The 26,509-nt window shown below is 47.8% G+C and carries 14 protein-coding genes, 1 pseudogene and 1 riboswitch; all 15 genes and pseudogenes read right to left on the bottom strand.

The genetic code is table 11. The features are described from left to right. Nucleotides 1–141: 141 nt before the first annotated feature. The 15 genes and pseudogenes from NSS94_RS05145 to NSS94_RS05075 all read right to left on the bottom strand — a co-directional run bounded on the left by NSS94_RS05145 (nucleotide 142) and on the right by NSS94_RS05075 (nucleotide 26,507). Complete coding sequence (locus NSS94_RS05145; RefSeq protein ID WP_341038822.1) at nucleotides 142–4,194, bottom strand: S-layer homology domain-containing protein; 4,053 nt, start codon at nucleotides 4,192–4,194, stop codon at nucleotides 142–144. Next, nucleotides 4,191–7,127, bottom strand: coding sequence for an S-layer homology domain-containing protein (locus NSS94_RS05140; RefSeq protein ID WP_209950000.1), 2,937 nt, complete (start codon nucleotides 7,125–7,127; stop codon nucleotides 4,191–4,193). The genes NSS94_RS05145 and NSS94_RS05140 overlap by 4 nt, the downstream gene beginning before the upstream one ends. 195 nt (nucleotides 7,128–7,322) lie before the next feature. Next, on the bottom strand, nucleotides 7,323–8,849 hold the full coding sequence (locus NSS94_RS05135; protein WP_165150015.1) for a glycoside hydrolase family 30 protein: 1,527 nt from the start codon (nucleotides 8,847–8,849) through the stop codon (nucleotides 7,323–7,325). Between the two features lie 177 nt (nucleotides 8,850–9,026). Further along, entirely contained in the window at nucleotides 9,027–11,756 is a 2,730-nt protein-coding gene (locus NSS94_RS05130) for a glycoside hydrolase family 3 C-terminal domain-containing protein (RefSeq protein WP_341038821.1), read from the bottom strand. Nucleotides 11,757–12,246: 490 nt separating this feature from the next. After that, a complete protein-coding gene (locus tag NSS94_RS05125) occupies nucleotides 12,247–13,230 on the bottom strand; it encodes a Gfo/Idh/MocA family protein (protein ID WP_029517581.1) in 984 nt (327 codons plus the stop codon). Between the two features lie 200 nt (nucleotides 13,231–13,430). Then, nucleotides 13,431–13,925, bottom strand: a pseudogene (locus NSS94_RS05120) (GNAT family N-acetyltransferase). A gap of 230 nt (nucleotides 13,926–14,155) precedes the next feature. Next, complete coding sequence (locus tag NSS94_RS05115) at nucleotides 14,156–19,123, bottom strand: DUF4132 domain-containing protein (protein WP_341038819.1); 4,968 nt, start codon at nucleotides 19,121–19,123, stop codon at nucleotides 14,156–14,158. Nucleotides 19,124–19,138: 15 nt separating this feature from the next. Next, on the bottom strand, nucleotides 19,139–19,558 hold the full coding sequence (locus NSS94_RS05110; protein WP_165150009.1) for a hypothetical protein: 420 nt from the start codon (nucleotides 19,556–19,558) through the stop codon (nucleotides 19,139–19,141). Between the two features lie 345 nt (nucleotides 19,559–19,903). Next, entirely contained in the window at nucleotides 19,904–20,761 is an 858-nt protein-coding gene (locus NSS94_RS05105) for a MetQ/NlpA family ABC transporter substrate-binding protein (RefSeq protein WP_029517585.1), read from the bottom strand. 202 nt (nucleotides 20,762–20,963) lie between these two features. Continuing rightward, a complete protein-coding gene (locus tag NSS94_RS05100) occupies nucleotides 20,964–21,635 on the bottom strand; it encodes a methionine ABC transporter permease (protein ID WP_039272472.1) in 672 nt (223 codons plus the stop codon). After that, complete coding sequence (locus NSS94_RS05095) at nucleotides 21,628–22,353, bottom strand: methionine ABC transporter ATP-binding protein (protein WP_165150007.1); 726 nt, start codon at nucleotides 22,351–22,353, stop codon at nucleotides 21,628–21,630. Before NSS94_RS05095 ends, NSS94_RS05100 begins: the two co-directional genes overlap by 8 nt. A 139-nt stretch (nucleotides 22,354–22,492) precedes the next feature. Beyond that, nucleotides 22,493–23,284, bottom strand: a complete 792-nt coding sequence (locus NSS94_RS05090; protein ID WP_039272469.1) for an energy-coupling factor transporter transmembrane component T family protein — start codon at nucleotides 23,282–23,284, stop codon at nucleotides 22,493–22,495. Continuing rightward, a complete protein-coding gene (locus NSS94_RS05085) occupies nucleotides 23,259–24,710 on the bottom strand; it encodes an ABC transporter ATP-binding protein (RefSeq protein ID WP_165150005.1) in 1,452 nt (483 codons plus the stop codon). The genes NSS94_RS05090 and NSS94_RS05085 overlap by 26 nt, the downstream gene beginning before the upstream one ends. Continuing rightward, nucleotides 24,710–25,306, bottom strand: coding sequence for an ECF transporter S component (locus tag NSS94_RS05080; protein WP_029517589.1), 597 nt, complete (start codon nucleotides 25,304–25,306; stop codon nucleotides 24,710–24,712). The genes NSS94_RS05085 and NSS94_RS05080 overlap by 1 nt, the downstream gene beginning before the upstream one ends. Nucleotides 25,307–25,556: 250 nt before the next feature. Further along, a riboswitch (TPP riboswitch) is annotated at nucleotides 25,557–25,666 on the bottom strand. A gap of 43 nt (nucleotides 25,667–25,709) precedes the next feature. Next, nucleotides 25,710–26,507, bottom strand: a complete 798-nt coding sequence (locus NSS94_RS05075) for a TatD family hydrolase (protein WP_029517590.1) — start codon at nucleotides 26,505–26,507, stop codon at nucleotides 25,710–25,712. Nucleotides 26,508–26,509 lie beyond the last annotated feature (2 nt).

Raw genomic sequence — 26,509 nt, 5'->3', positions numbered from 1 at the left:
ACTCACTGCTATAAATGATCTCTTTTATCATTACCTCTTTGTACATAAAAAGGTGTAACCCTCCATAGTTGATGGGTTACACCTTTTTAAGAATTCATGACCTGTCTTCAAAAAACAGGCGATCGCAGACAAACATACCGTTTATGGTGTATGAATGCCGACAAATTGAAAGGTCCCTTTCGGGAACGCATTCCACTCATCTGGCTGATTATAGGCAGACGATCCATAGGATATTCCTGACTTGCGGACGAACGTTCCTCCTTGTGGAGTAAACTGTTCATGTGAATTTGGATTTCCTAATACATCCACCACTTGTCCTTGGTATTTTAAAACGTATGCAACAGTGTTAAATTCGTTCGGGTTGTAGAAATCGCCCTCATCATTGAAATACCAAGCATTCGTAATATCCATGAAATCATAGAAAATAGTGTCGATGATTATATAGGGCATGGCAGGATAAACCGGATTAATCGGTAGAGTGGTAACTTTCATTTGGTTTGTTTTCTTCATCCATTGATGAAACTCCAGTGAGTAACCGTCTGCCCGATGGGAAGGATCTCCATTCCCGTTATAATACAATTGCAAAACAATTCTTCCATCCCCGCCATCCACATATTGCGAGAAATATACAGCAGGCGCTTGCTGTGGTTCCTGTTGGACCTGAAATACGACAGCTCTTCCATCCGCTCCTACCACCCATACCAGTAAAGGTTCGGGGGAAAGGGGAATGGAGGTGCCTATGAGTTCTACAGGACCGATGAATGTCGATGATGGCGTTCCTCTATATACCAGGAATTTAGATTGTCCTGGGAAATAACTGGACAGATCCACGGTTCTATGCGGCAAGCCGTATTTAACCCCTATCGGAGTGATCCCCCCGGAAACCAGTTCGGCATTGCGTGTATTCAACGTGTATTGCACAGAACCTCCCCGACCATCCGTGGCTGTAATGGTAACAGCGGCAAGACCGCTACCTGTTCCAGAAGCCACCGTTAAGATACTGCCATTAATTGATGCACTCACCAATGTCGGATCACTGGAGCTGACCGTAAACTGAAGCACATCTCCATCCTCATCGCTGAACAGCTGTTGCAAATCATAATCTCTTTGCTGTGTAACTCCGGGAGTCAATACCTGCTCGTTTATAGCCGCTACGACTTGAGGAGCTTGATTTAGCTGAGGCATGCTGACGGTAACCGGGAACGTCGCTCCCTCTGCACGTCCGTACTGATCATACACACTGAGTGTTACACTCGTGGTCCCTACACTTACTGGGTTTAACTGTAGTTTCTGACCATTCATATGGGCCGTAGCAATTCCTGGATCATACGTGTCTGCTGTCACTGACAGGGATGCTAGATCCCAGTTCAATAAGAACGGTGAGAGATCCAGTTCTGATGCAGCATCTCCCAATTGAAGCAACTGCTCAGGGATCGCTGTAATAACCGCATTTTCCAATAGATGAACCTGTAGGTCTGCGCTAATCTCTCCGCCTCTATCGTCTTTAGCCGTGATGGTAATCACGGTATTGCCGCTAGTCAACCCATGAATGACAAGCTGATCATTTTGAACTGTAGCATCTGCCACGGCTGGATCAGACGAACTGATTTCATAACGAATCGGGTCATGGTCCGGGTCAGCAAAGATGGTGGACAGATCCACAGTTCCGTCAGCCTTGCCTAAAATCAGATGTACAGCGTCTGGTGCACGGGTTACTACCGGGCTACTGTTAGGTATGGGCAAAACCGTTACAATCAAGGTAACTGTATCTGTTCCACCCTTGCTGTCGTCTGCCGTCAAGGTAATACTTACACTCCCCGCTTGCAGCGACTGCAAAGAGAGCTGAGCTCTCATTAAGGTAGTCTGTACGATGGAAGCATCCGAACTGATCGCTGTGAACACCAGTGGATCGCCATCTGCATCCGTAAATATTGTTGAAAGATCCAGTGTCATATCCGGCTGGCCCAATGTGACGGTTAACGGCTGAGGGGCTTGTCCATGTGGAGCATGGTTAGGAGCGCCCTGAACCGTTAGCTTGAAATCAATCTGCTTTTGGCCTGTGCTACCATCCTCTCCTTGCTGTCCGTCATTGGCAGTGACATGAACGCTCGTACTGCCCGCTCGAAGCGGACTCAGACGCAATTCATCCTCCGCAAGCACCACCGACGCTACAGCAGGATCATCAACCGTAACCTGATACGTTAAGCTTGCATTTTCCGGGTCCTGAACATAATCATTCAAATGCAGTACCGAGTCCGATTGTCCCACAGTAAGGGCCTGATCTGGTATACCCGCAGATACTGGCTGGCCATTCACGGTGATTTTGAAGGTAGACGACACCCTTTTTCCCCGTCCATCATTAGCCGATACACTGATGGATGCTTTTCCGACACTGACTGGCGTAAACTTTAATATATTGCCCGATACGGACGCCCGTACGATGCCGGATTGAAGAGAAGCTGCCGAAAAGGTCAAGGTATCCCCATCAGGATCGGTAAAGAATTGGCGTAAATCGTACAACTGTTCACCAGCGCCTTCTGTGATTACACGCTCTACTGAAGCATTTACGACTTCCGGTGAACGGTTAGCGCTGCTGGATGAACCAGATGAGCTTCCAGAAGATGAGGACGTACCTGTTACACTTGCCGCAGCTAGACCCGTAACAGCGTTGGAAGCTACTCCGGTACCCAGTGTGACCGCAGAAACCTGTACATTTCCACTCACATTTACCTTAGCTGCCGGGTTGCTGACTTGAATATTTTCAATACTGCCTGTCGTTTTCAATTCCAAAGCCCCCGTCCCTGTGACGGTCAGCTGTTGGATTGTACTATTACCTGTCATCTCGACGGACTGGCTGCCATTTACCTGAACGGTCTGAACCGTTCCCTGAAGATTGACTTTGTTCGCCCCTTCATTAACATTCAGCTGCGGCAAGGAAGCATTCGCGCTAACCTCAATGCTTGCGCTGGATTGGACGTTCATGATCGTCGCGCTTGCGGTACCACTAAGTACAACGTGAACTTCTGGCTTTGTGACATCCATTTGCGTCAACGTTGAGCTATCAAATACAACTGTATTGTTATCTCCGCCATTAATATGGGTCTGTCCCTGCACCTGTACATCCTGTGCATAAAAATCCTGCTGTACCCGGGCATCCACCGTTAACTGCTGTTCCACATTCAAGTGCAGTACGGATGTAAAATCACCAGCGATCACCAAATCTCCGTTTAGCGTGGAGCCGTGTCCGTTCAGCACAATGTTGCCACTGAACTCCGCTTCGCCGTCACGAGCCGAAGTCCCGCTGCTGCGAAGCTCCAACCAAGTCACCTTGTCCACCGTCCGGCCTGTGGCATGGAAACGAATGCCCGCGTTGCGCAGCGCGGTCTGATTATCCGCGTGAAAAATGCCGCGCAGCGGCTCTGCCACGTCATACGCGATGCCATTGATCCGTATCTGCTTGCCGTCCATTTCCTCGAGCTGCGAAGCACGCTCCTGTGGAAACAAAGCAGATACGAGTAGGCTGGCCGCATCTACGCGGCTTACCGAGTCTTTGGCGTGTAGATTTCCGCCAAATTCACTCATCAGCCCGTTATTCAGCGCCGCCCGAATCATCGGGGCCGCCCACGGGCTGGCGTCCTTCCACGCCGTCGGCAGCGTCTGTGCCGACGGCGAGTCGGTTGTGCTAGCGGGCGTGCCCGCAGACGTCCCCGTCCCAGCGGACCTGACCAACAGCGCGACCAGTTCCTGGGCGCTGATCAGGTCATTCGGACGGAAGCGTCCGTTGGCGTCGCCCTGCATCAGCCCGGCCTTACGGGCTGCCTCTATAGCCGGGCGCCCCCAACTATCGGCGGGCACGTCCGTGAAGGAGGCAGCGCCGTCCAGGTTGCCCGTCGGAAGCTGCAACGCTTTGACCAGCAGTGCGGCTAGCTCCTGACGTGTGAGCTTCTGCCCAGGTCGGAGCGTTCCGGCGGGGTCGCCTTGGATAATCCCGAGTTCACGGGCTTTTTGCAGTTGTTCCAATTGCTGTGTTGTAAGCTGCTGTACGTCCGTCCAGGTGGCAGTATTGTTCCCTGTCGGCCCATTGGCTACGGAAGCCGCATCTATCACGGTAGCTTGCTCTGCTCCGGCAGGAAGCGAGGGGCTCAGCAGCAGCAATGCAGCTGCCAGCTGAGCGGTTAACTTCTTATTTTTCATGGTGTCATTCTCTCCCTACCGATAAAGTCACCTAAATTAACAGGGGAGTTCGTCCCCTCAACATTCCATTCGCCAGCTTGATATGGATCTGTATTACCAATGACCGTACCACTGTTCCGTCCCAAGGCCTGCCCTTGACCAATAACTGCCATATCAATGAGCACGTTGTTGTAGTACAGCTTAAGCGTAACGGGTTCCGAATTGTTATGTTGTAACTGCAGGAAGGTATAATACCAATCTTCCGATCCGAACGAACTCAAATCATTCGCAATTACAAAGGTTTGCCCAGGCATAATGACATCTCCGTCATTGGCATTTATGATAATCGGGTCTGGTTGGTCGGATCGCTCAATCCAGATTTTATTTTTCTCCAACGGTCTGTTGGTCGGATTGTACAATTCAATCGCCTGGTCCAGATAATCCGGTTCGCCTTGCCACACGACTTCGGAAATGAACAAATCTCTTTTCTCAACAATCACTGGAATCGTAAAAGATGTCGTTTCACCACGATTATCATTTGCTGTCATCGTAAGGAACGTCACACCATTACGCAACGGTTGTATGAAAAGTGTATTCCCTTCTACCTGCCCCCCTGCCACCAATGGATCAGAAGACACCACAGTATAGGTCAACATGTCGCCATCCTCATCAGAGAACATATCATTCAGCTGCAATATTTGCTGACCATCTCCCGGGTCCAAATATTGAGGTTCAGGCACACGGGTCACTACCGGACGATGATTTACGGGTTGAGGAGCTTCAACTTGGAGCATAAATGAAGTGAAAGAAACGCCCCCACGGCCATCATTCGCCGAAATCTCAATCATCGTAATACCAGCGTTATGCAGTGCTACAAATGAATCTTCTCCATTCTCCACCACACTGCCTACTTGGGGATTGGAGGAAGTGAGGGTATACGTCAAGGTGTCGCCATCCTGGTCCATAAATAACGAACCTGGATACAGCATCAGCTTGTCCTGTAACACATTAGTAACTACGATAGGTAAATGAGGCAAAGCCACAGGTATGTGATTCTCAGGCTGCGGATCAGGCAAAGGCGCATTCACCATAGCAGCAAACTGAAGCGAGGCTGTGCCTCCCTTGCCGTCATGGGCTGTTATCGTCATTAGACTAGTGCCGGCTTGAAGCGGCGTAAGTATAAGCTGATCGCCTGTAACTTCTCCTGTGGCCACTTCTGGCGAAGCCGATTCCACCGTGTAGGTCAGTGCATCGCCATCCTCGTCATTAAACAAGTCAGACAGACTAATCTGCTTGCCACCTTCATTTAAGAGCAAAGGAATGTCATTTAGGCTGTTGCTCGCGACAGGACTATGATTAATGTCCTCCTCATAAGTAGAGCTGGTCACTGTATAGTTGAAAAACACGCTCGCTTTGCCGCCTTTTCCATCCTCTGCCGTAACAAATACCTGTGTGCTTCCTACTGATTTAGGTTTTAAAGTAAGCTGTTTATTTGCCACTTCTGCTTCTGCTACATATACATCCGAAGTGACCGCATGATACGACAACTCATCCTGATCGGCATCGTAAAACACATTTTTCAAATCCACTAGCGTATCTCCGGAACCCATAATGGCATATTGATCGGAAGGAACTATAGCTGAGACAGGTACATGATTAGGTGTTGGTATTGGTGTTGGCGTTGGATTCGTTGTAGAACTGCCACCGCCACCACCGGATGAACTTTTTTTAGTGCTTGTTGAGGATGTATCCGAAGATGCATCCAACGTGGTATCACGTATAATTTGAGTCTCTGTTCCCCGCTCCGCAAGACGGGTCTGTACAGTCTGTATCCCATTGGCGAGACGTACCTGTGTATCGGCAAAATTCAGTTTAAGCTGCTGCCATACACCACTTCCCTGGATCTGAATAGGCTCATGCGTATCTACGATCATTTCGTTTACGTCTGCATGAATCTCTACATTTTTGGCGCCCTGCATCAAGGTTACCTGAGGTAACGTAGCTCCTTGAATTCGCACAAAATCCGCTGCAATAGCTAACTTGCCTTTAAATTCTGACCCTTTGCTATATAAAGTCACCGGATGTTGGGCCGTACCACTTTGCACAATTTGAAGCGCCGACAGATCAGCTACGTTTCGGTTCGATGCCTGATAGGTCAGGGTAGCCCCTTGAAGCGCCGGCACATTGTCCGCTCCGAACAGTTGCTTCAATTGCTGGCCGATCAAATAGGGCTTTCCATCCATATAAGCGATATCCCCGTCGATACGAGAAAGGATTCCCGTCCGTTCACCCGATTGGAACACATTCACCAGAAAGGCTGCGATATCTTGACGTTTTACCTGTACTTTAGAGTCAAACCGATTATCCGGCGTATCCATTAACCCCAGTTTGAGAGCTGCTTCTACGTTGTTTTTGGCCCATGAACTCACCTGATCCCCATCAGAAATGTCTTGAACATCTCCGCCTTGAACATGGGTTCCTCCAATCGCTCTCACCAGAATTGCTGCCAATTCCTCACGGCTCACCGCAGCATTCGGGCGGAAAGCACCTGATTCATCTCCGGTCATTAGACCTGCCGCACGCACAGCTTCTATATAAGAAGCGGCCCAACTCCCCTGCGTATCCTTAAAAGTTACTGCTTGCTCCGTAGCGTCAAGCTTAAGTGCATTAGCCAGCAAAGCTGCCATTTCCTTGCGCGTTAACGGTTGATCTGGGCGGAAGGAACCATCTGGATAACCCGTGATTAGTCCTTGCTTCACAGCCTCCTGCACCGCCTGTAATGCCTGGGATGACATAGTGGATTGATCTGTAAAAGAGACTGTACTGGTTTTAGTCACAATCGCAGACGTCTCCCCTTTCGTTTCCGCATGAACAAGCTGGGGCCCCCATGCCATACCTGCCAGCAACGTCACCATCAGCACTTTTTGCCATTCTTTATTTGTTTCTTGATTCATCAGACTCTCCCCCGTAAACGGTTCATTCTTGTTATTAGTGAAAAGATCTTATCATCCGCCTCTGAACCAATTCTGAACAATATTAAAATTTTATTTTTTTCGCAGTCTGGATTTTGTAGCAAATGAAAAAAGAGCGCTCAGCCAGATGGGCTAAGCGCTCTAAAACTTCTATAAAACGTTGATGTACAGACCGTGTCAGAAAGCCGTAGGATTCCATTGAAAGGTAGCCGCGGACTTGGATGGAAGGGTAGATTTGAAAACCTTATTTCCCTGCCGAACCTTAAATGTCTTTGTGCTCTCTCCTGTATTGGCGGCAATCAGGACAAGCGTACCGTCCGGATTGCAGTAGGCGACCGTTTCGATACTTCCACTATAATGTGTAGAATCAATACGTACTGCACCTGGACGGACAAATTTGCTGGCGTGCCCAATCGCATAGTACTCCACATTTTTTGTAACTGCACCGCTTAACGGGTCGATGGTCACTACACCTCTACAGTTGGTGCACCCCCCATTGGTCGGACCCCCGGACGGGTCAAGTGCGATATTCCAAAAGAGGACATTTTGCGACCAATTTCGGGGTGCACCAATGATCAGCTTGGACATATCCCAGCTCAAATCATCTCCAAAGCCCGGACTCCACGCTCCCCCACTACATTCTGTCATATATACAGGCTTATCAGGAAAAGCATGATGCACATCTTTCATCGCCGTAGGTTCTCCTTTGTAGCAATGAAAGGCTGTTCCATGCGTATAGTTTCGAGCTTGTTCATCTCCTAACACGGTCTTGGCATATTCACTCCCTGTATCCCAGTTATGGTCAAAGGCAATAATCTGAGTAGATAAATGGTTTCGATTTAGGGTTGGGCCCAGATATTGTTTAATAAAATTCGCCTGTTCTGCTGCCCCCATACTCATGCTGGGATACTTGGACGTCGTGAATTCTGGCTCATTTTGAATGGAAATCGCCTGAATCGGAATCCCTTCGTTCGCATAAGCCTGTAGGTAACGAACAAAATAGTCAGCATAAGCCTGGTAGACGCGCGGATCGGTATAGTCCAAATACCAGCCGTTATAAATCTGCTCCCCATATTTCATCCAGGGTGGAGCTGTCCACGGGGTCCCCATAATCTTTAAATCCTGGTTTCTTCTCAAGATTTGCTTCAGCACGTCGATTACATCCCGATCCTTAGCGATGGAGAAATGATTCAGCTCATAGTCCTTGCCTGTTTCCACATCGTCATAGGTATAGCTGCCAGGCTGTCCCTGTTCATCTACGGAATAATCTGAGGCTCCAATGGTATGGCGAATATAACTCAGTTGAATGCCACCGGCTGTAAACAAATCATTTAGCAGCTGATCGCGCTGATTGGCAGACATGCCATGATTCATCAGGTAAGCGGACGAACCGGACACCGCTGCGCCAAACCCTTCCATCGTCTGGTAACGAATATCTGGCTTAATCTCAATCGTCAGTGTATCCGCATTCGCAGCCTTTTCTTTACTGCTATCCTTATCATTCTTATCCCAACGGATCGGGGCTTGTTGGGTTAGACGATTCGCCGGATCGGGTGTTGTTAGCCACATGTTGACGTTATTTTCTGCTTTCGGCCCCGAAACATTCCGTATAGCCATACTGGCCAGGACCGCACAGATCAAAATGGCTACTACAGCTATAAGCAGCCAGATGTCAGTACGTCGTTGCTTTTGGAGTTTCTTCATCTAATATCCTCCTCTCCCCATCACTAGCCTGTCCCCACTCTCTCTACTATTTCAGCTTTCACTTGGGTTTCCCTTTGCATACCTGTTAGACGTTTACATACCGATAGCAAAAAGAGAGCCGGTGCTTGTGCCCGTGCTCTCTTGAATATAACCATTTTAAAACAAATGTAACGGGATTTACTTTTTTGCCTTTGCTGTAGAGGTAGCCGGAATCGCAACACTTCCTGTCAGTCGTAAATCCTGTGAGGAGCTACCCACATACATGGGCACTTCACCCGCCGGCATAACCCATGCTTTGGACTTTTCATCCCAATAAGAGAAAGCTTTCGGGTCGAGCTCAATGCGAACCTTCTTCTCTTGACCCGGCTTTAATTCTACCTTGGACCAGCCTGCCAGTTGACGGGATGGAGTCTCTACGTTTGTCGGAAGCTTACCGCTGTACACTTGTACAACCTCAGCTCCGGCTGTTTTGCCAGTGTTCTTCAATTTGAACGAAACTTCGACGGAACTCATACGATCGGATTTTTTTCCACTCGCATGCTGTTTGGTTTTCAGATCGCTATATCCGAATGTTGTATAGGATAAACCGTGTCCAAAGGAGAACGCCGGTTGAATACCCGATTTCTCATACCCACGATAGCCTACAAAAATACCATCTGAATAGTCACCTATACCGTTCACACCCGGAAACTTCTCTGGTGAGGATACAGGTGTAGACTGCTCGTTAACTGGGAAGGTTACCGGCAACTTACCCGAAGGATTTACATCTCCAAATAAGACGCGCGCTATAGCATTCCCTTGCTCTTGTCCAGCAAACCATGCTTGTACGATGGAAGGGACTTTGTCCTGCCATGTATCCATTTGCACGGCTCTGCCGCTCATTTGTACGACAATGGTTTTCGGATTTACAGCCGCAACCGCACGGATCAGCCGATCCTGATTATTCGGGAGCTCCATATCGGAACGCTCAACATATCCCTCACTCTCATACGTGCGCGTAACAACAATCGCAACATCCGATTTTTTCGCCAATTTCACAGCGTTGTCAATCAGCTTATCTGACGTATCTGCCGGAGGTTCCCAGCCCAGACGAACCATACCACCGGAATCCCGACCATTGGTCGGATAATCAGCGCGGTATTCAATACGTATCTTGTGCTTTTCACCCGCTTTAAGGGAGATGTTTTTCTTCGTAGTGCCCAGCTTTTCACCTTGATTGTCCACGAAAAGCTTATCGTCGAGATACAGCTTGCTTGATCCCAAACTGGTTAATGACAATGCATAGTCACCATCCTTGGGAGCTGCAATTGCCCCTGTCCAGCGTGCAGATATCAAGCCGTTCAGTGTCGTTGGTGTATTTGGAACTTTAGGAGACTTCGCATTGAAGCCCTGATAATTATAAAATCCAAGGTTCATATTGACTTGGTCATCATTGCGTACAAGAATCGGATTGCCTTCCATCTTGTTATTCTTCCAGTATTCGCCTCGAAGTCCCTGTTCGCCATCTCCATAAGTCGCATATCCAACACTGATATCCTCTTTCTCATCAGATGTAGTCAACAGTGAAGACGGAACAGCAGATGGCCCTGGCATAATGTCTCCTGCAGAGATCGGGTCTGTGCCCGGTGCATATTGGACGGTAACTCCTTTGCCGACACGATTGCGGATGCCCTCTAACGGACTCACGGTATACGTCGGATTCACCAGCGAACTGCCTCCGCCTGCCACAGTGCCGTTATCTGCATCGGGGCCAATCACAGCAATAGACTTGAGTTTATCTTTAGACAATGGCAATGCATTGTTTTTATTTTGAAGCAGTACCATACTTTCCTCAGCCAATTGACGGGCTGTCTTGCCATGGTCATGGGCATCAATTTGGTTATTTTGAGCCGGGTGATCAAATAAACCTTTGCTGAACATTTGCATCAGAATGCGCCCAGCCTTATCATCAATCGTTTTTTCACTTACCTTACCATTCTTGACAGCAGCCAGCAGCTGATCTCCCCATTTTCCATAAGGAGTCCCCGGTGTTTCCAGATCCAAGCCACTATTTGCCGATTCGACTGTACTCAGGTTCGCGCCGTAATCACTCATCACGAAGCCCTTGAATTGCATTTCCTTTTTCAAGAGATCTGTCATGATGGTCTTGTTCTCACATGCCGATTCGCCATTGACCTTGTTAAAGGAGCACATAGCTCCGCCCAAGTCTGCCTTGGCAATAGCCTCCTGAAACGGACGTATGTAAATTTCATGCAGCGCACGGTCACTGACTTTGACATTTGTTGTGAAACGCTCTGTCTCCTGATTATTCATAAGGTAATGTTTGGCAGTCGCCAGAACAGGATGACTTTGTATACCTTTGACATAAGCGGTCGCCATTTGAGATTGCAGCAGCGGGTCCTCGCCCATAGATTCAAAGTTTCGCGATCCCCATGGAATTCGGGCAATATCCATCCCGGGTCCAAGCACCACATTATGAGTTGTATTAAAAGCCTCGTCTCCGAGCAAATCCCCATACTGTTTGGCAGCTTGGGTATCCCACGTTGCAGCCAGCGCAATTGGAGCAGGCAACGCAGTCGATTGCTTGTCCTGCACATCCGGATTAGCGATACGTACACCTGCAGGTCCATCTGCCATCGTCAGCGCCGGAATGCCCAACCGCTCCATCGAATTATTATAGAATCCATAGTAATTGTTGACCTTGCCAGTCACCAAATCTATTTTTTCTTCCAGCGTCATTTCCTGTAGCAGCAGCGCTGTCCGTTTCTCAGCCGACAGGCTCGTGTTCATCCAAGGCCGATCTGTCCGGGTTCCTGCCGCTCCTGCAATATTCATAGGTCCGATCACGACAGCCGCGATCACTGTCATCATCACCATACGGAACAACCATGTTGATTTCACTTTCACGTTTGTAATTCCTCCTTGATGTTAGATCATGAGGTGAATGCCTATTCAACGCTCACAGGCTTGCAAAGGCTCTCGATCCTGCGAGCTCCGACAAGAATCCAGAGCCACGGGATAAGCAAGCAAGTCAGCAAAAGCCGCAATGGCTCAAGTGACACGTTTACCACCCTACCGCACATTTTCGGAAATTTCATTGAAAGTTTTTGGAAATTCAATACTAGGACCTTCATTCTTTTTCATAAAAAGAGAGCGTTCACAATTCAGTTAACCGATGAATAAATTACACTTTTGTAACTTTTCAATGACGGTTTTTTAACTAATTTAAATCACAAAAAATGATTCATATGTCCCACTCTTGACTTACTCATATGGCGTTACCTAGCGTGCGACCAAAGTCGCTATTTGGGAATTGGAAAGACTTATGTATACAAAAATAACGCTCACAAACAAAAAAAATTCCAGAGAACCTGAAAGGTCCCTGGAATGAATATGATTATTCAAACGGATACCGAAGTCCCCACTGTGAACGAATCTGATCCATCAGTTTCATAATTCCTAATGATTCATCTAAAGAAATAGTAGAACTTTCGAGCAAACCTTCGTTCAAGCAACGCCCGACTTCTTCTGCTTCAAAGGCATAGCCTGTAGAGGATCGGTCATCCTGAAAGTGTTGTGCCTCTTCACCGTCCACAACTAAAGTAGCCGATGTGCTGTTTAGGAATGACGGAATGTGAATATAGCCCTTGGTTCCATGGATGTATGCCTCATTCGTCAATCCGAGACGGACTGCCCCGTTAAGCATAGCCGTGCGTCCTTGTCCATAATCCAGCAAGATCGAAAATGTCTCGTCAACGCCTGTCTCCCCGATATGAGCAGTGCTCCATACATGCTCAGGTTCAGGACCGAAGACCATTGAAGCAAAAGAAACCGGATAAATTCCTGCATCTAACAGAGCACCTCCGCCCAGCTCAAGGTTCAAAAGCCGGCCCTCCGGGTTCCAATCTACCCGAAAACCAAATTCTGCCTTAACCAGCTTTACCTCGCCAATGTGTCCCGCATGTATCCACTCCTGCACTTGGCGAATCGGAGGCAAAAAACGTGTCCACATTGCTTCCATCAGGAATAGCTTACGCTCACGTGCAAAGCCGATTAGTTCCTCCAATTCTTTACTATTGACGGTGAAGGGTTTCTCACACAAGACCGCTTTGCCCGCCCGAAGAGCCGTCAGAACATTTTCTTTATGAAAAGGATGAGGAGTCCCTACGTAAATAGCATCTACCTCGGGATCTTGTGCTAATTCCTCATAGCTCCCGTAAGCTCGTGATATTTGATGCTTAGCTGCAAATTCGGTAGCGCTTTCAATAGTACGTGATCCAACGGCATACCCTTCTCCATTCGTAACATGCGCCAAATCCGCCACAAATTGATCTGAGATCCAGCCTGTGCCGACAATTCCCCATTTAATCTTTTTGCTCATACTTGTGTCCCTCCCAGCAATTTGGTTAACGTTGACTTACAACATACCCTTTTATTCTAGCAAACGCCTGTCCTAAACAAAAGAAATTCCTGCTCAGCGATAGTTTATATTGCGGCTTGGCAGCAAGACGACACGGCGGCCACTAAGTCACACATTTTGAACTGGAATTTCCCTCAGCATCGTCTTGGTTCAGGATCATTTTATTGAATGATGTATCTGTAAAACTTTTTATCCACTTTCATGACTGGAAAACCAATCGGCAATTCTCCTGGATCTACACTAACAAATCCATTCTTCTCATAAAATCGATGAGCTGCTACGAATTGTGGTGTTGTTCCAAGATAGATTTCTTCAATAGACCTTTACTTAGCCCATCCTATGGCATGATGCAATAATTGATTCGAAACATTGAATGTTTTACCTCTATAGTTTTGTTTTACAAACATCTTTCTGAGTGCTGCCTTACGGTCCCCAGCATCTAACAAAGCTACAGTCCCCACTACGGTTCCTTCACGAAGAGCCACCCAGAAGTTGCCGTTGCCACGCTGATAAAAGTTTTCAATATCAAGCAAATCTGGCTGATCTTCTTTGGTTATGGCGATATTATATTCATCTTTTTGAATATGTAAAATTAAATCGACAACTTGTGATTGATACTCGGTTGAGTACTCTTTTAGAAAGATACTTTTAAACATCGTTATGTTCTCCTATGATTGTTAATTGATATACTGTTAGATTTCCATCAAACCACAGAACCTAAAATATTACCCATATCTCCTTATTCGTGCTTGATAAACGCTCAATATTAAATAACTCAACCTCCGCAACTAAACTAAGTTTCCACCTACACAGTCGAGGATTTGAAACCATTGTCTAGATGCGAACGTTGAGTTCATTATAAATCTATATACATCAGAATTCTATTCTACGCTTGAAGCTGTGTAAGAATTTGCGGGTCCTTGATCTTCTGATCCTCGGCCAACAACACTATTTTAGATAAAATCTCGGCTGTTCTTGGGTCTTCGTCCAGAAACGGCAGGAAGATGCGTCCACGATGCTGCGAATGCACCGGAATAATATGCAGCGCTCCCTTCGCTTGCTTATAGACACCCCCGCTTCCCAAATGCACAGCATATTCGCCAAGAGTCCCATCTACACGTGCATAATCCCCATCCACGCGTACATTGCTAATTTTCAGCAGGCGAAGTGATTCCTGCACAATGACCCTACGCATTTCAATCGTCGTCAGACTGGCCTCTGGATCAACGCCGCCTACATGGGCAACACTGACGACCAGATCCACGTCCCGCATAACTTCGGAGAACAGAACAGGAGGAACTTCGTCCAACGGTACGCTCTTATACGTTGTCCGATCAAAGAACTGCACGGTCTCCAGCGTAGGAGCCTCGGTATCTGCTGGTGAGAACCAGTCCGCCATGGCATACAGGTTGGCAATCAGATTCTCAGCATAGTACACCTTCTGGAGTCCATCCTCATAGCTGACCGTCCATTGGCGACCTTTCAATAGGGATACCGTCTTATTCGGCTGTACCTGGTGTCCCGCATATCGACGGGAAACGGTCGCGTTGGCACGTTCATCAGCATTCAGCAGGTACAGCTCACGGAACACCTGCTTAAATGGCTGGCGTATCTGACGGTCGAATAAGTCCTTCTGGAAGTCGCTCCAACGGCCACTTTCGAACAAGTGAAGGGGGTGAGCGATAATCAGCTTATCCTCTTCTCCTATAGAATGCTGTTCAGCAGAAGGATCAGTCAACACCAACGTATCCCCATTAAAATATCCGAGGTGCTCGCCAGCCTTGAAAACCAGTGTCCGCACCAACGGAGCAAGCACAGGATTACCCAGCAATCCTCTCAATTCCTTCACCATAAAGGTCGTGCCAGACTCCATAGAGCGCTCCAATTCCTTCCGAGCTCTGCGATACTGATCCACCAGATCTCCTTTAAGCTCCTTCAATGCCGTGATATACTCATCCTTCTTGAAACGAGCCGGAATGGATTTCAGCGTCTTGCCTTTGCTTACAATTTCAATATCTGCCGCTCCTTCATCATCAATGACGAGCTGCACCGTTGTAGCCTCGTCCAAAGCATGTGGCTCAAAATAAGACCGGAGATCATCCAGCTTGCGAGCCTCCATGTCCCAGACGAGACGGGTTACGTCATCATAACCTGCGTTACGCGCCAAATTCCCGAGCGCAATCCGCGAAACCAGTGCCTCACTGGCCTTACGCTGTGCCCCAAATTTTTTGCTTTGTTCCAGAAACCTTTGGATAAAATCATAACGTTCGCGTACATCTGGTTCAGGTGGCTGAGCAAGTGGAATCAAACTGTAGGTCAGCAAATGGTCTTTGTTTCGCTTGTCTTCCACTGATTTTTCCATTTCACTCCGTTTGAGCTTACCCAGCGTCGCATCCGCAAACAACTGGGATCGACGATGATTGGCTCCAGCCGAAATATACTTGGCACAATCGTACAGCAGATCAAAACGTTCCTCGCCCAACGTCTCGTAAGCCTCATGAAACCAGTGAATATCGAAGGCACCATCATTAAAATCTTGCGGAGCAATCGGCGAGTAATGAGCTACAATCGTTTCCTTCTCGGCCGAAAAACCTTCATTGATATGTGCATGGAAATACCATGCCGCACTGCGAAGTCCTTCCCATCCGAGATAACCCGCTACAATCTCAATCCACTGCGGGGCATACATTGCCGCCTCCAGCAGACGTTTATCTGTAATTTTAGTGTCCTTTAACTTTTCCTTGAGCAACGTGGCATCCTCGCCCTCACTCGGATAACATGCCTTGAGCAAGTGACTGAACGATTCCTTTTTGGTAATACGATCACCGTAACCGTACACATAACCACGCACGAATGTTTCCTTGTCGAGACCCTCCAGAATACGGATAAAATAATCCATGCCTTCAATTCGGTTCAAGCCCATAACCTTTGGCGTAGCCTCGGTAGGCAAATCGCCTCGAACCAATTCAACCTCTAACAGTCGATCAATAACCGTACGGCGTATCTCCAAAAATTCCGGGTTGCTAGAAATCCATGTATTGCGGGCATTGGTTAAGGTACTCATATGTCTTCTGCTTTCACTACCGGCCAGCAGTTCCCGATATACTTCCCCTACACCGATCAACCCTTTTTCATAGGCTTTGAAATAATCCTCCAGATCCAGCGGAGAATAAAAACGATTTTCCGCTCCTGGCAGTTCTGCGTAGTTCACAAAAGTATGGAAAAAGCGCTTAAAGGACTCATCGTCATGGACCTGCCCCTTCTCCAGTGCCACCCACGGGCCGGACAATAGATGGAGCATTCCCAAATCCTCTGCTGGTCTGTCCTTAGGCACGCACTGCATTAGTGAATTTAAAGCAAGGTCAATTACGTCAAATGTTTGCTCACCGGATGTGTCCATAAAATAAGCATTGATTAATGTGCTTACCTGATCGGAGTAGGTCAGCTCTGCCATCCATCTTTGAACCTCGTTAATCCGATCCACAGGATACATTTGCTCGGCGAAATCTTTACGCCATCCTTCCAGCAGCTTGTGCTTGCTTAGCTCTGAATAGTCCATTTTAAAAGAAAAGTAGCGATAGTAGCGATCCAGCGTTCGGTCCATAGGCTCCAATCGGTCATAAAAAACAAGCTCCAGCAGTTCACGTGCTTCTATGCCGCTTTCCTGCAAATAACGGTCCCACTCCTCGTAAAGAGGATATAAAGACAGCCTGGAATCTACTTCTTCATCGACCTGAACCAGCCGTAGAGGACGAAGGTTCGTCCCAATAAGCAATGTATCTTTGTAGCCTGAATAATATTCCGCTGTATATTCCACATCACGATGATGATGAACAAGCTCATCCAGTCCAGTCAAAAACTGCTTGAGCTTCTCCAATGGACTAACAAAAACATCGGCCAATCTAAAATCACCCAGATCCACTTTCTCTTCCAACCAAGCTTCCTTGACATTCGGATCGTACAGGCCAAAACCGTTAGCCCCTGTATAAGCATCCTCCTGTCCCAGCTTGGACAACAGTTGCTCCTCTTTAGCGGTAGGTTGCTGAATGATATCCGCCAAAGCCCGCAGGCTTTCATACTGTTCGGCACGATCCGGGTCTGCATATATCTTCGTCAATACCTCAAGTCCACCCAATCGTTGCAGCTCCGCCTTAGCACGCAGCAAGCGTTCCAATGAGCCAGCGAGCGGCTCTTCCGATTGTGAGAGCAACACACCAATGACACTTTGTCGCAATGAGCCCGTCTTGAGCTTTAGTAAGGCTTCCATTTGTTGCATTTCTGGTTCCGACAGCGTCAGCTTACGCGCCTTGGCCACAGCGAACTCACGGATACTCATACTTTTGTCCGACAAACTGGAAAAAATAAAATCACGCTGTACCGTATCCTCAGGATTTTGCACAAAATGGTTCAACAGTTCGCCACGCAGATTAGGGCTAATCTGTTCCTTTAAGGCTATGATTTCCCCAATCCAAGAAGCGTCCATATCATAGCCAGCGAGATATAGCATTTTTTGAATAGGTGCATCTGAGCGGTGATACAGATTTACAAAATCTAGCACCTTGGAGGGCTCGGTGGACTCACCCTTTTTTATATGTACAAACAGGTTATGAAGTCGTTCAAAATCCTTACGCCGCTCCTCTTTGCTCTCCAGCAAAGGAGTGCGCACCACTTTAACGATCCGATCCGCGACGGTCCCGCCTTCTATCCATTCATAAAAATAATTGCTTGTATAGTTCGTCAGAATCCAATATTGAAGCTCCGGATCTGTTTCATCCAGATATTCTCTCGCAATTCCGAGGCGCACATCCTTGTTGTCACTGTTAGACAGTACATACAGTGCTACGATCTTCTGGTAAGTTGCTCCCTGCTCCATGAGTTTCCGAACCTGTCCATACAGATCACGTTCCTCATGTACTGCGGTAGCCCACAAACTCATATACACTTCATTAGCATTTGAGCTGGTCAGCCATTCCTGGCGCAGTTCACTACGAGTCAATGCTTCATATGCCTGCTCGATCAGTTGGCGAACGACCCGTTGATTGGCGGATTCCAAGCCCATTCCCGTCCATACTGCAAGCGCCCGCACTACCGAGCTGTAACGAATGAAGCCTTGGTCGATGATCAACTTTAACAGATATATTAGAGCCTCCGGGGTTCCTTCATCCATTTGTTCCACAATACTTTGGCGCAATCCCTCTTGGAGTTTGGCAGCTGCCAGGAGCTCTCCGATCATGCGATAATTCTCCTCCTGATGACTCAGGAGCATGCCTTTAATCATATTGCGTGTAAGTAACGCCGCCTGATTATCCCCATAAATAATAGCTTTTAGCGCCTCAAGCACCTGTGAATTGCCGTTGTCTAGCTCGTAAGCAATCCAATCACCAATCGTTTCCTGAATCCGGTAATCCCTACCTGATTCATAATCTTTTTTCGTTAAATAATCCATTATAGAGAATCCGATACAGTCCATTCGGATCAACTGCACCATTCTTTTATAAATCCGGGAAGTATGGGCCGTAATATCCGAAGTACGAAACGGCTTTCGCGCATACCCGGTGCTGTATGGATATTCAGTAACATGCTCTGTTAGATGTGTGAATACATCGCCCGCTGTTTGTCCAATTAGAGCACGCAATACCTCTGTCAGTGGCTTAAACAGCGGTTCTCCGCTTTCTGTCGCCCGTTCTTTTAATATTCGCTGACATTCGTTAAATGGCTCCTCGTTCTCCTGTATGTAATGAAGCTTACTCAGTTCCACAACATACTGAGCCAACTCCTGTTGTTGTCCCTCCAGTTGCGCCGCGCGCTCCTTCAGTGTGGTGAAATATTCTTGCTCATTGTTCTCTCGATGCATATTTCATTTCCCCCTCTACCATAGGCCTCCAGCCAGCATTGTGAAGCGTATAAATACAATTTCATTCCCATCCTTAAGTGCCAAAGGAGCATCCAGTTCAATAGTTTCCTCGTCACACACAAAAACTCTGTATAAACCATCTTCAAAAGCCTGCATCGCTGTGTTCACAGCATCCTTAATATCCGGGACACCATCATTATATACGGAACCGAATCCTACTTTGCCTATCTCGCCTTGTGCCTCAACTTCCTCTCCCGTGAGGAATGGAATCAGCGCGACACTCTCCTGCTTATCCCGCAGCTTTTGAACATTCAAAGCAACGGTTGCAGTAATCAAATCTCGCAATGTTTTTGGAGCAGGACTCAGTTCTATTTCCTGTCGTGCGAGTGCGGGCTTGCGTTTTCCCAGACTTTTTACAGTTACAAGCAGCTTCATGTCGTTCCCCTTCCTTTTTATTCACGCTTTTGACCCGTTGTCAGCTGAATTTTTTGACCCATTTAAAACACCGTTAACGAAATCGAAAACGAATGTTTGTTCGTATATTTATTTTAATAGGTTCCTTATCATTACTCCATCACCCTTTATGACCAAAATTCATAATGCTGTAATACACTAAAATCTTAAAAAATAAGACTTTGTACCCTGATTTCGATGAAATTTATCCATATTAAGGATGAAAAAGAAAAAAACCTGCACAAGGGAGACCATCTGCTCTTCACAGACTTCACTCCATTATACAGGTCAAATATCATCATAAATAATGTTTCAATACTTATTTAATTAAAATGCTGGAACAACGCTATCCTTGTAATTGTCCTCAAAAAATTTACGCACTTCCGGTCCGGTCATTCGCTTTGCCAGCTTTTGAATGGCATCGGAATCTGCATTATCCTTACGCGCTACCAGATTAATGGCAAAGTGCGTATCGTCTTTTTCGGTAATCAGCGCGTCCTTCTTCGGTGTCAGACCGAGCGGCTTGGCATATGCGGGATACATGGCAGCCATGTCCACATCATCCAGTGAGCGCGCCAGCATCAACAAATCCACTTCTTTAAACACAAACTTTTTCTTATTCTCAATAATATCAGCCTGTGTAGCATTATAGCCTACGCCTTCTTTAAGCTTGATCAAACCGTTTTGCTCCATCATTACCAAAGAACGTCCTGTATTGGCCGGGTCATTGGCAATGGCAATAGTCGCACCTTCGGGCAGGTCTTTAACGTTCTTGTATTTTTTGGAGTACGCACCATAAATGGCGTTGTAAATTGGTTTTATCGCTACCAAATCAGACTTGTTGCTTTCATTATATTGTTGCATAAAAGGAGCATGCTGAAAGAAGTTAGCATCCACTTCATGGCTTGCCAATGCGTTGTTCGGTTGGATATTGTCTGAAAGCACGACGATTTCCAGATTGACTCCGTCCTGTTTAAGCAGCGGCTTCACGATATCCAGCACATCTGTCATCGGTGGGATGAGCGTCGCTATTTTCAGGGTCACTTCTTTTTGGGAAGTCGCTTCTTTGGACTGTGTTTCTTGTGCAGCCTGCTTTTGACCACCGCATCCGGCAACCAGTAGCATAACGACAGCAAATAGTGTAAGTAATTTCAAGTTCGTTTTCATGTTGTTTTTCCGACTCATTCGATGTGGAACCTCCAAAATTAGTTGTGATCGGGAAGATAAAAATGAGTTACAGCATAGCCGCTTCGCGTGCAGATTGTTCTTCCGATCGCTGACGCTTCTCCAGAACAATTCTGCCCGCTCCGCTTTGGAGGCACTGTAAAGTCATTTTTATTTCCCATAGTGGGCGGTGCAAGTGTTAATGAAGAGATTCATAAACCATTTACCGCTTGTCGATCCGGCGGGATATGGTGCTTCCAGTGAACTGGATCGTTTGTACGAAAATAATCATGACGACGATGGTGAACGCCATCAAGCCTGTTTCAAAACGCTGGTAACCGTAGCGGATGGCAAAATCGCCTACCCCGCCACCGCCCACAATGCCCATCACCGTGGAGTAGGAGATGAAGCTAATGGTGGACGTGGTCAAACCCAGTACAAGCCCAGAACGAGCTTCCACGTACAGAAATTTGAAGATAAGCTGAAGAGTGGATGCCCCCATAGAAGTAGCGGCTTCAATTACACCCTTCGGCACCTCAAGCAATGATTGCTCCACCAGCCTCGAATAATAGGCGATGGCCACCACTGACAAGGGAACCGTAGCAGCCATCGTACCCAGCGCCGTCCCTACGACCAGACGTGTAAATGGAATCATAAACACGACGAGCAGCAAAAACGGGAACGAGCGAATGACATTGACCACACTGTTCAATAGGGTGAACAGTAGTCGATTTTCATATTTTTGCCCTTTGCCGCACAAATACAAAATCGTTCCTGCCGGAAGCCCTAACAGTACAGCTGCTGCGATAGAAATCCCCACCATAATAAACGTCTCTCCGATGGCTTTCCATATCTCAGACTGATATTGCGCAATGATGTTCAGCATTTCATTCATCAGCTTCACCTGCTTTCGCTGTTGAACCTACCGCAGCGTCAGCTACACGTTGCGTGGAAAGCAGCTGTCCATCCCGCATTTCTGATACATGGGTACAAATGTTGCGTACCACGTCCATATCGTGCGTTACAATTACAATGGTAACTCCCAGTTCACGGTTGATCTCCCGTAACACGCCCAGAATATCCGCGGTCGTCTGCGGATCAAGCGCCGAGGTCGGCTCATCACACAGCAGCACCGCAGGTCGATTCGCCAGCGCTCTGGCTATCGCTACACGTTGCTTTTGGCCTCCGCTCAATTGTGCCGGATACTGTTCTGCTTTATCAGCTAAACCGACGAATTGCAGGCATTCGCGCACACGTTCTGCTCTCTCTTTTTTCGCGACACCTGCCAGCTCCAACGGCATTGCTACATTTCCACTGACCGTCCGATTGTGAACAAGATGATAATGCTGAAAAATCATCCCTATGGATCGCCGCGCTTCACGGAGACGTTTTTCCGGCATGCGAGTCAGATCTTCCCCGTTCACAACCACGTTTCCCTCATCCGGCCTTTCCAATACATTCATCAACCGGAGCAAGGTAGACTTACCGGCACCGCTGGCACCTATAATACCGTGGATTTCCCCCTCCTCCACTTGAAGGGACACGGATTGAACCGCATGAAATTGGCCGCTTGAGGTGGTATAATGCTTGTTTACCTGATGCAGCGTAATCATGAAACCTGGCCTCCTGATGATCCATTTCTCAGGGAAAATGTAATAAGCCCGCCAGCCCAGGCGGGTCTGTACGAGCCGTCAATTCCCATTGCATTAATATACCACAGAGCAGAAAACGGGCAAAGCCTTTTGACAACAATTAACGTACATCCCACACCCCTACATAAGGAAAGCAAATCCCAAGTCCCCAAGCCAGCGTAAGCATGACGACAAAATAGAATATGAATACAATATCTATAGCCGAATAGCCGATCGCATAATAATACGTTCGCTTGGTTTCATTGGTAAAACCCTTGGCTTCCATAGCAATAGCAATGCGCTGGGCACGCCGAATACTTTGAGCGAGTAGCGGAATCGCATACCTGCGAAGCGTGGCATACATATTCCATTTGGACACATGCTGATGTAAACCTCGAATACGGTGGGCTTGTCTCAATGCCTGGAATTCCTCCACCATCATAGGCATCAACCGCATGGCTGCCAAAAAGCTGTATGCATACTTCGGAGGGAGCTTCCATTGCTGCATCAGTGAATAAAAAAGGTCCACTGGACGAGTCGTTAAACCAAACAACAAACCTACCGCAGCCATACTCAGCGCACGAAAGCCCAGATGCATGCCTCGGTAAAAGCTTTCCTGCGTCACATGGATCAAGCCCCATGTCCACCAGGTCGTCACCCCTTTGCCGAACATCATCATGCCCGTTGAAGTTGAAATAAACACCAATATAAAGGGAGACCCGTATAGCAGCAGCCTCTTCCATGGATGGCCTGACCAGACAAGCAGCAACAGCATAGCACACGCAACATTAAACATGACATTCGGATCATGAATGACTATAACGACCACAAACAGGATGGAAAACATCACGAGCTTTAGGCCCGGATTCACGCGATGCAGCCATGTTTTATGATGGGGAAAGGACAGGTTCATACTGTAGTTCCCCTTTCTGAATCCGCCATGTATCGGTACAATATCGACGGACAATTTCCGGGTCATGGGTGACCATCACAATGGCCGTGCCCGCCGCTCTCAGCTGCTCCAACATATCCAGCATGACAAAGGTATTACGCGCATCCTGCCCAAAGGTCGGTTCATCGAGCAGCAGCACTTCCGGCTCACGAATCATAGCCGTAGCAATACTCAACCGCCTTTTTTGGCCTAACGAAAGCTGATACGGATGCCGCTCGTCCAGCCGCTCCAGTCCGAACTGTACGAGCATCCGATCGACCCGTTCCCGGCACTGTTCAACGGTATACAAGCTCTTGGGTAACGAATACTCTAGTTCCTTTCGTACGGTATGCGCTACAAATTGCAGCTCGGGATTTTGAAACGCGAACCCGATACGCTCTGCCAGTTGTTCTGTACTGCCTGCCTCAATTCCGCGCACGCTATAACGTCCCTGTGTGCGAAGTAAGCGCATCATGGAGAGCAGTAGCGAGCTTTTGCCAGCCCCGTTTTCACCAACCACGCCAATCCAGTCGCCAGGCTTCACCTGCGCATGCTCCACATAAATCACTGAACTTAAACCGCGGAGGCCGCTAAAATGTTCCAGCTCCAGCACATCAGTCCCCGCACCATTCTGTTGCGTCACTGCTTCACTCCAACGTGGCGAAGACGCTTCATTCCATACTCCCGGATACCACACGCCGTACTCGGACAATGCCTGCCGGTGCACATGAAATACTTCTTGGGCCCTTCCATCTGCAATGATCTCCCCTTGAGCAGAAAGCACCACAATCCGATCCACATCATGGACAATTTCATTAATTTTATGCTCCACAATCACCAGTGTCTGGTCTACCGAAATGTTGCGAATGGTATCCCACACCTGTGTAGTGCCTTCCTCGTCCAACAAAGCCGTGGGCTCATCCAGAAAAAGCACTTCTGGCTCCATAGCCAGCACAGACGCAATCGCCAGCCGCTGCTTCATTCCCTGTGACATGCTGCCAATGGGCATATGTATATCATCCGTCGATAGACCCACCTGTATCAGCAGCTCGCGAATACGGGATCGCATCTGCTCCCGGGGAACCTGATTATTTTCCAACACAAAAGCCAGTTCCTCATCTGCATATGACATACAGAACTGCGTATCAGGATCTTGAAATACAATACCTGAGACACTTGGGATTACAGCAGCATCGCATTTCATAGGCACTTCTATCGTGCGTGGAATCAGACCGCTTAACACTTGGAGCAGTGTTGATTTACCGCATCCACTCGGTCCCAGTAGCAGCAGCTTTTCCCCCTTGCGGACAGACAAAGACATATTGTGAAAAAGCAGCTCTTGCTCACCGGGGAATTTCAACCGTAGCCGGGTGATCGAAGCCACCACATCTTCGGTTGCCCGGCTCATCAATCCAGCCCCTTATAATCTTGTTCCGTTGCAGGCCTCAAACTTCGCGTGACTCCGGTTACCTCCAATGCCTTAGCCAGATAGAACGCGAATACCCCGGCAATCACAATACTGCCAATCATCCGAAATCCAATATACAAAACATAGTTCCAAGTCGATAGCTGATCAATATACCCGTAGCTGAAGTCTAAAATCAGAGAAGTGACAGCCGCCCCAGCCGCAGCTAGCGAAGCAACCCACAGGTTTGCGTTCCGATACAGAAAAGCCGCAAAAAACAGCTCCGCTCCCAAGCCTTGCAGCAGGCCATAGTACAAGGTGGACATACCCCATTCGCTTCCCAAAAAAGCACTGACCGTTGCCGCTGCCACCTCTGCCAAAATCGCAACACCCGGCTTGCGAATGATGAGATAAGCAAACGTACCTGCCATAAACCACATGCCATACATCAGTTGCTCGGCGTGTAGACCCAATGGTTTCATCAAATCATAGGCAGGTCCCCATATTTTGTAGATCAACCCGAACACAACAGCGATCACAATCGTGACCAAAATATCCGTCAGTTTCAACCCTTTGGACGCTCTTACAGCAGTATTCATTATTGCGTGCTCCCCTTTTTCCTTATAGTTGGCCTCTTGGCCATGAAAAAAAGCTTGTCTGGAGCTGAATCTCCAGGCAAGCTTTATGCGCAGTAAAAGGTGAAGCACCATACAAAACATCATTCGTCGATATGCCTTATATAACCAGTAGTCTAAACTACTACACTGATACCCAGCCAAGTCAGGATCAAGGTAAAATGCTAGGACATACATTGAATCTATCGACAACCGCAAAAAAAAGCGGCATTCCTGTATAGTGTTCTTGGTTTCTCTACGCTGGCATTACCCAGATCAGATTTCACGGTCAGTGGCAAGGGCCACCCTCTCAGCCTGACTTTCTCAAGCTCCCGACAATGCTTTTTAATTCACTATAATATATACCACATCTATGGCTTTGACAATCCTATAATCCGAAGAAACGTTTAGCCGTTTCCGTCGTCGCGATTTCGATCTCCATCATGCTTCGACCTGTACATTCGGCTATCGTAGCAGCAATGTGAGCGAGATACATGGGCTCATTACGCCCTTCTTTAGGCTTCACAGGCAAATTACGCGGGGTCAAAAATGGAGCATCCGTTTCAATCATCAGACGGTCCAAGGGAATATCTCTGACCAGTTCACGCAGATGCTTCCCCCGCCGTTCGTCGCAAATCCAGCCGGTGATTCCGATATACAGTCCCATTTCTACATACGTACGCAATTCCTGTTCCGTGCCGGTAAAACAATGCACTACCGCTTTATCGACAAGCCCTTGATACTCCCGAAGCATAGCGACAAAGTCCTCATGTGCATCTCGTTCATGCAGAAATAACGGCATTTTCAGCTCACCCGCCAGTTGGATTTGCTCGCCAAACCATCGGCGCTGCACATCACGTGGCGAAAAATCACGGTTATAGTCCAATCCGCATTCCCCTATGGATACGACCTGCGGCTGACCCGCCAACTGGCGGAGCTGCTGAATCGTGTCTGCACTGCAGTCTTTGGCATCATGGGGATGCACGCCAGCTGTCGCATACAGCTTGCCCGGATAACGCGCTGCATACTGAGAAGCTTCCCGACTGCTGCGGACACTGGTCCCAGTAATAATCAGCGGTGAAATCCCTACAGCCGCGGCTCTCTCTACCACCTGTTCCCGATCTGCATGAAACGAACGATGCATCAAGTTCACACCAATATCAATTAACGGTGTACCCCTTTCCATCT

It is taken from the genome of Paenibacillus sp. FSL L8-0644, assembly GCF_038008165.1.
In the GTDB taxonomy this organism is placed as follows: Bacteria; Bacillota; Bacilli; order Paenibacillales; family Paenibacillaceae; genus Paenibacillus; species Paenibacillus polymyxa_D.
This window is presented reverse-complemented; position numbering and strand designations above follow the sequence as displayed.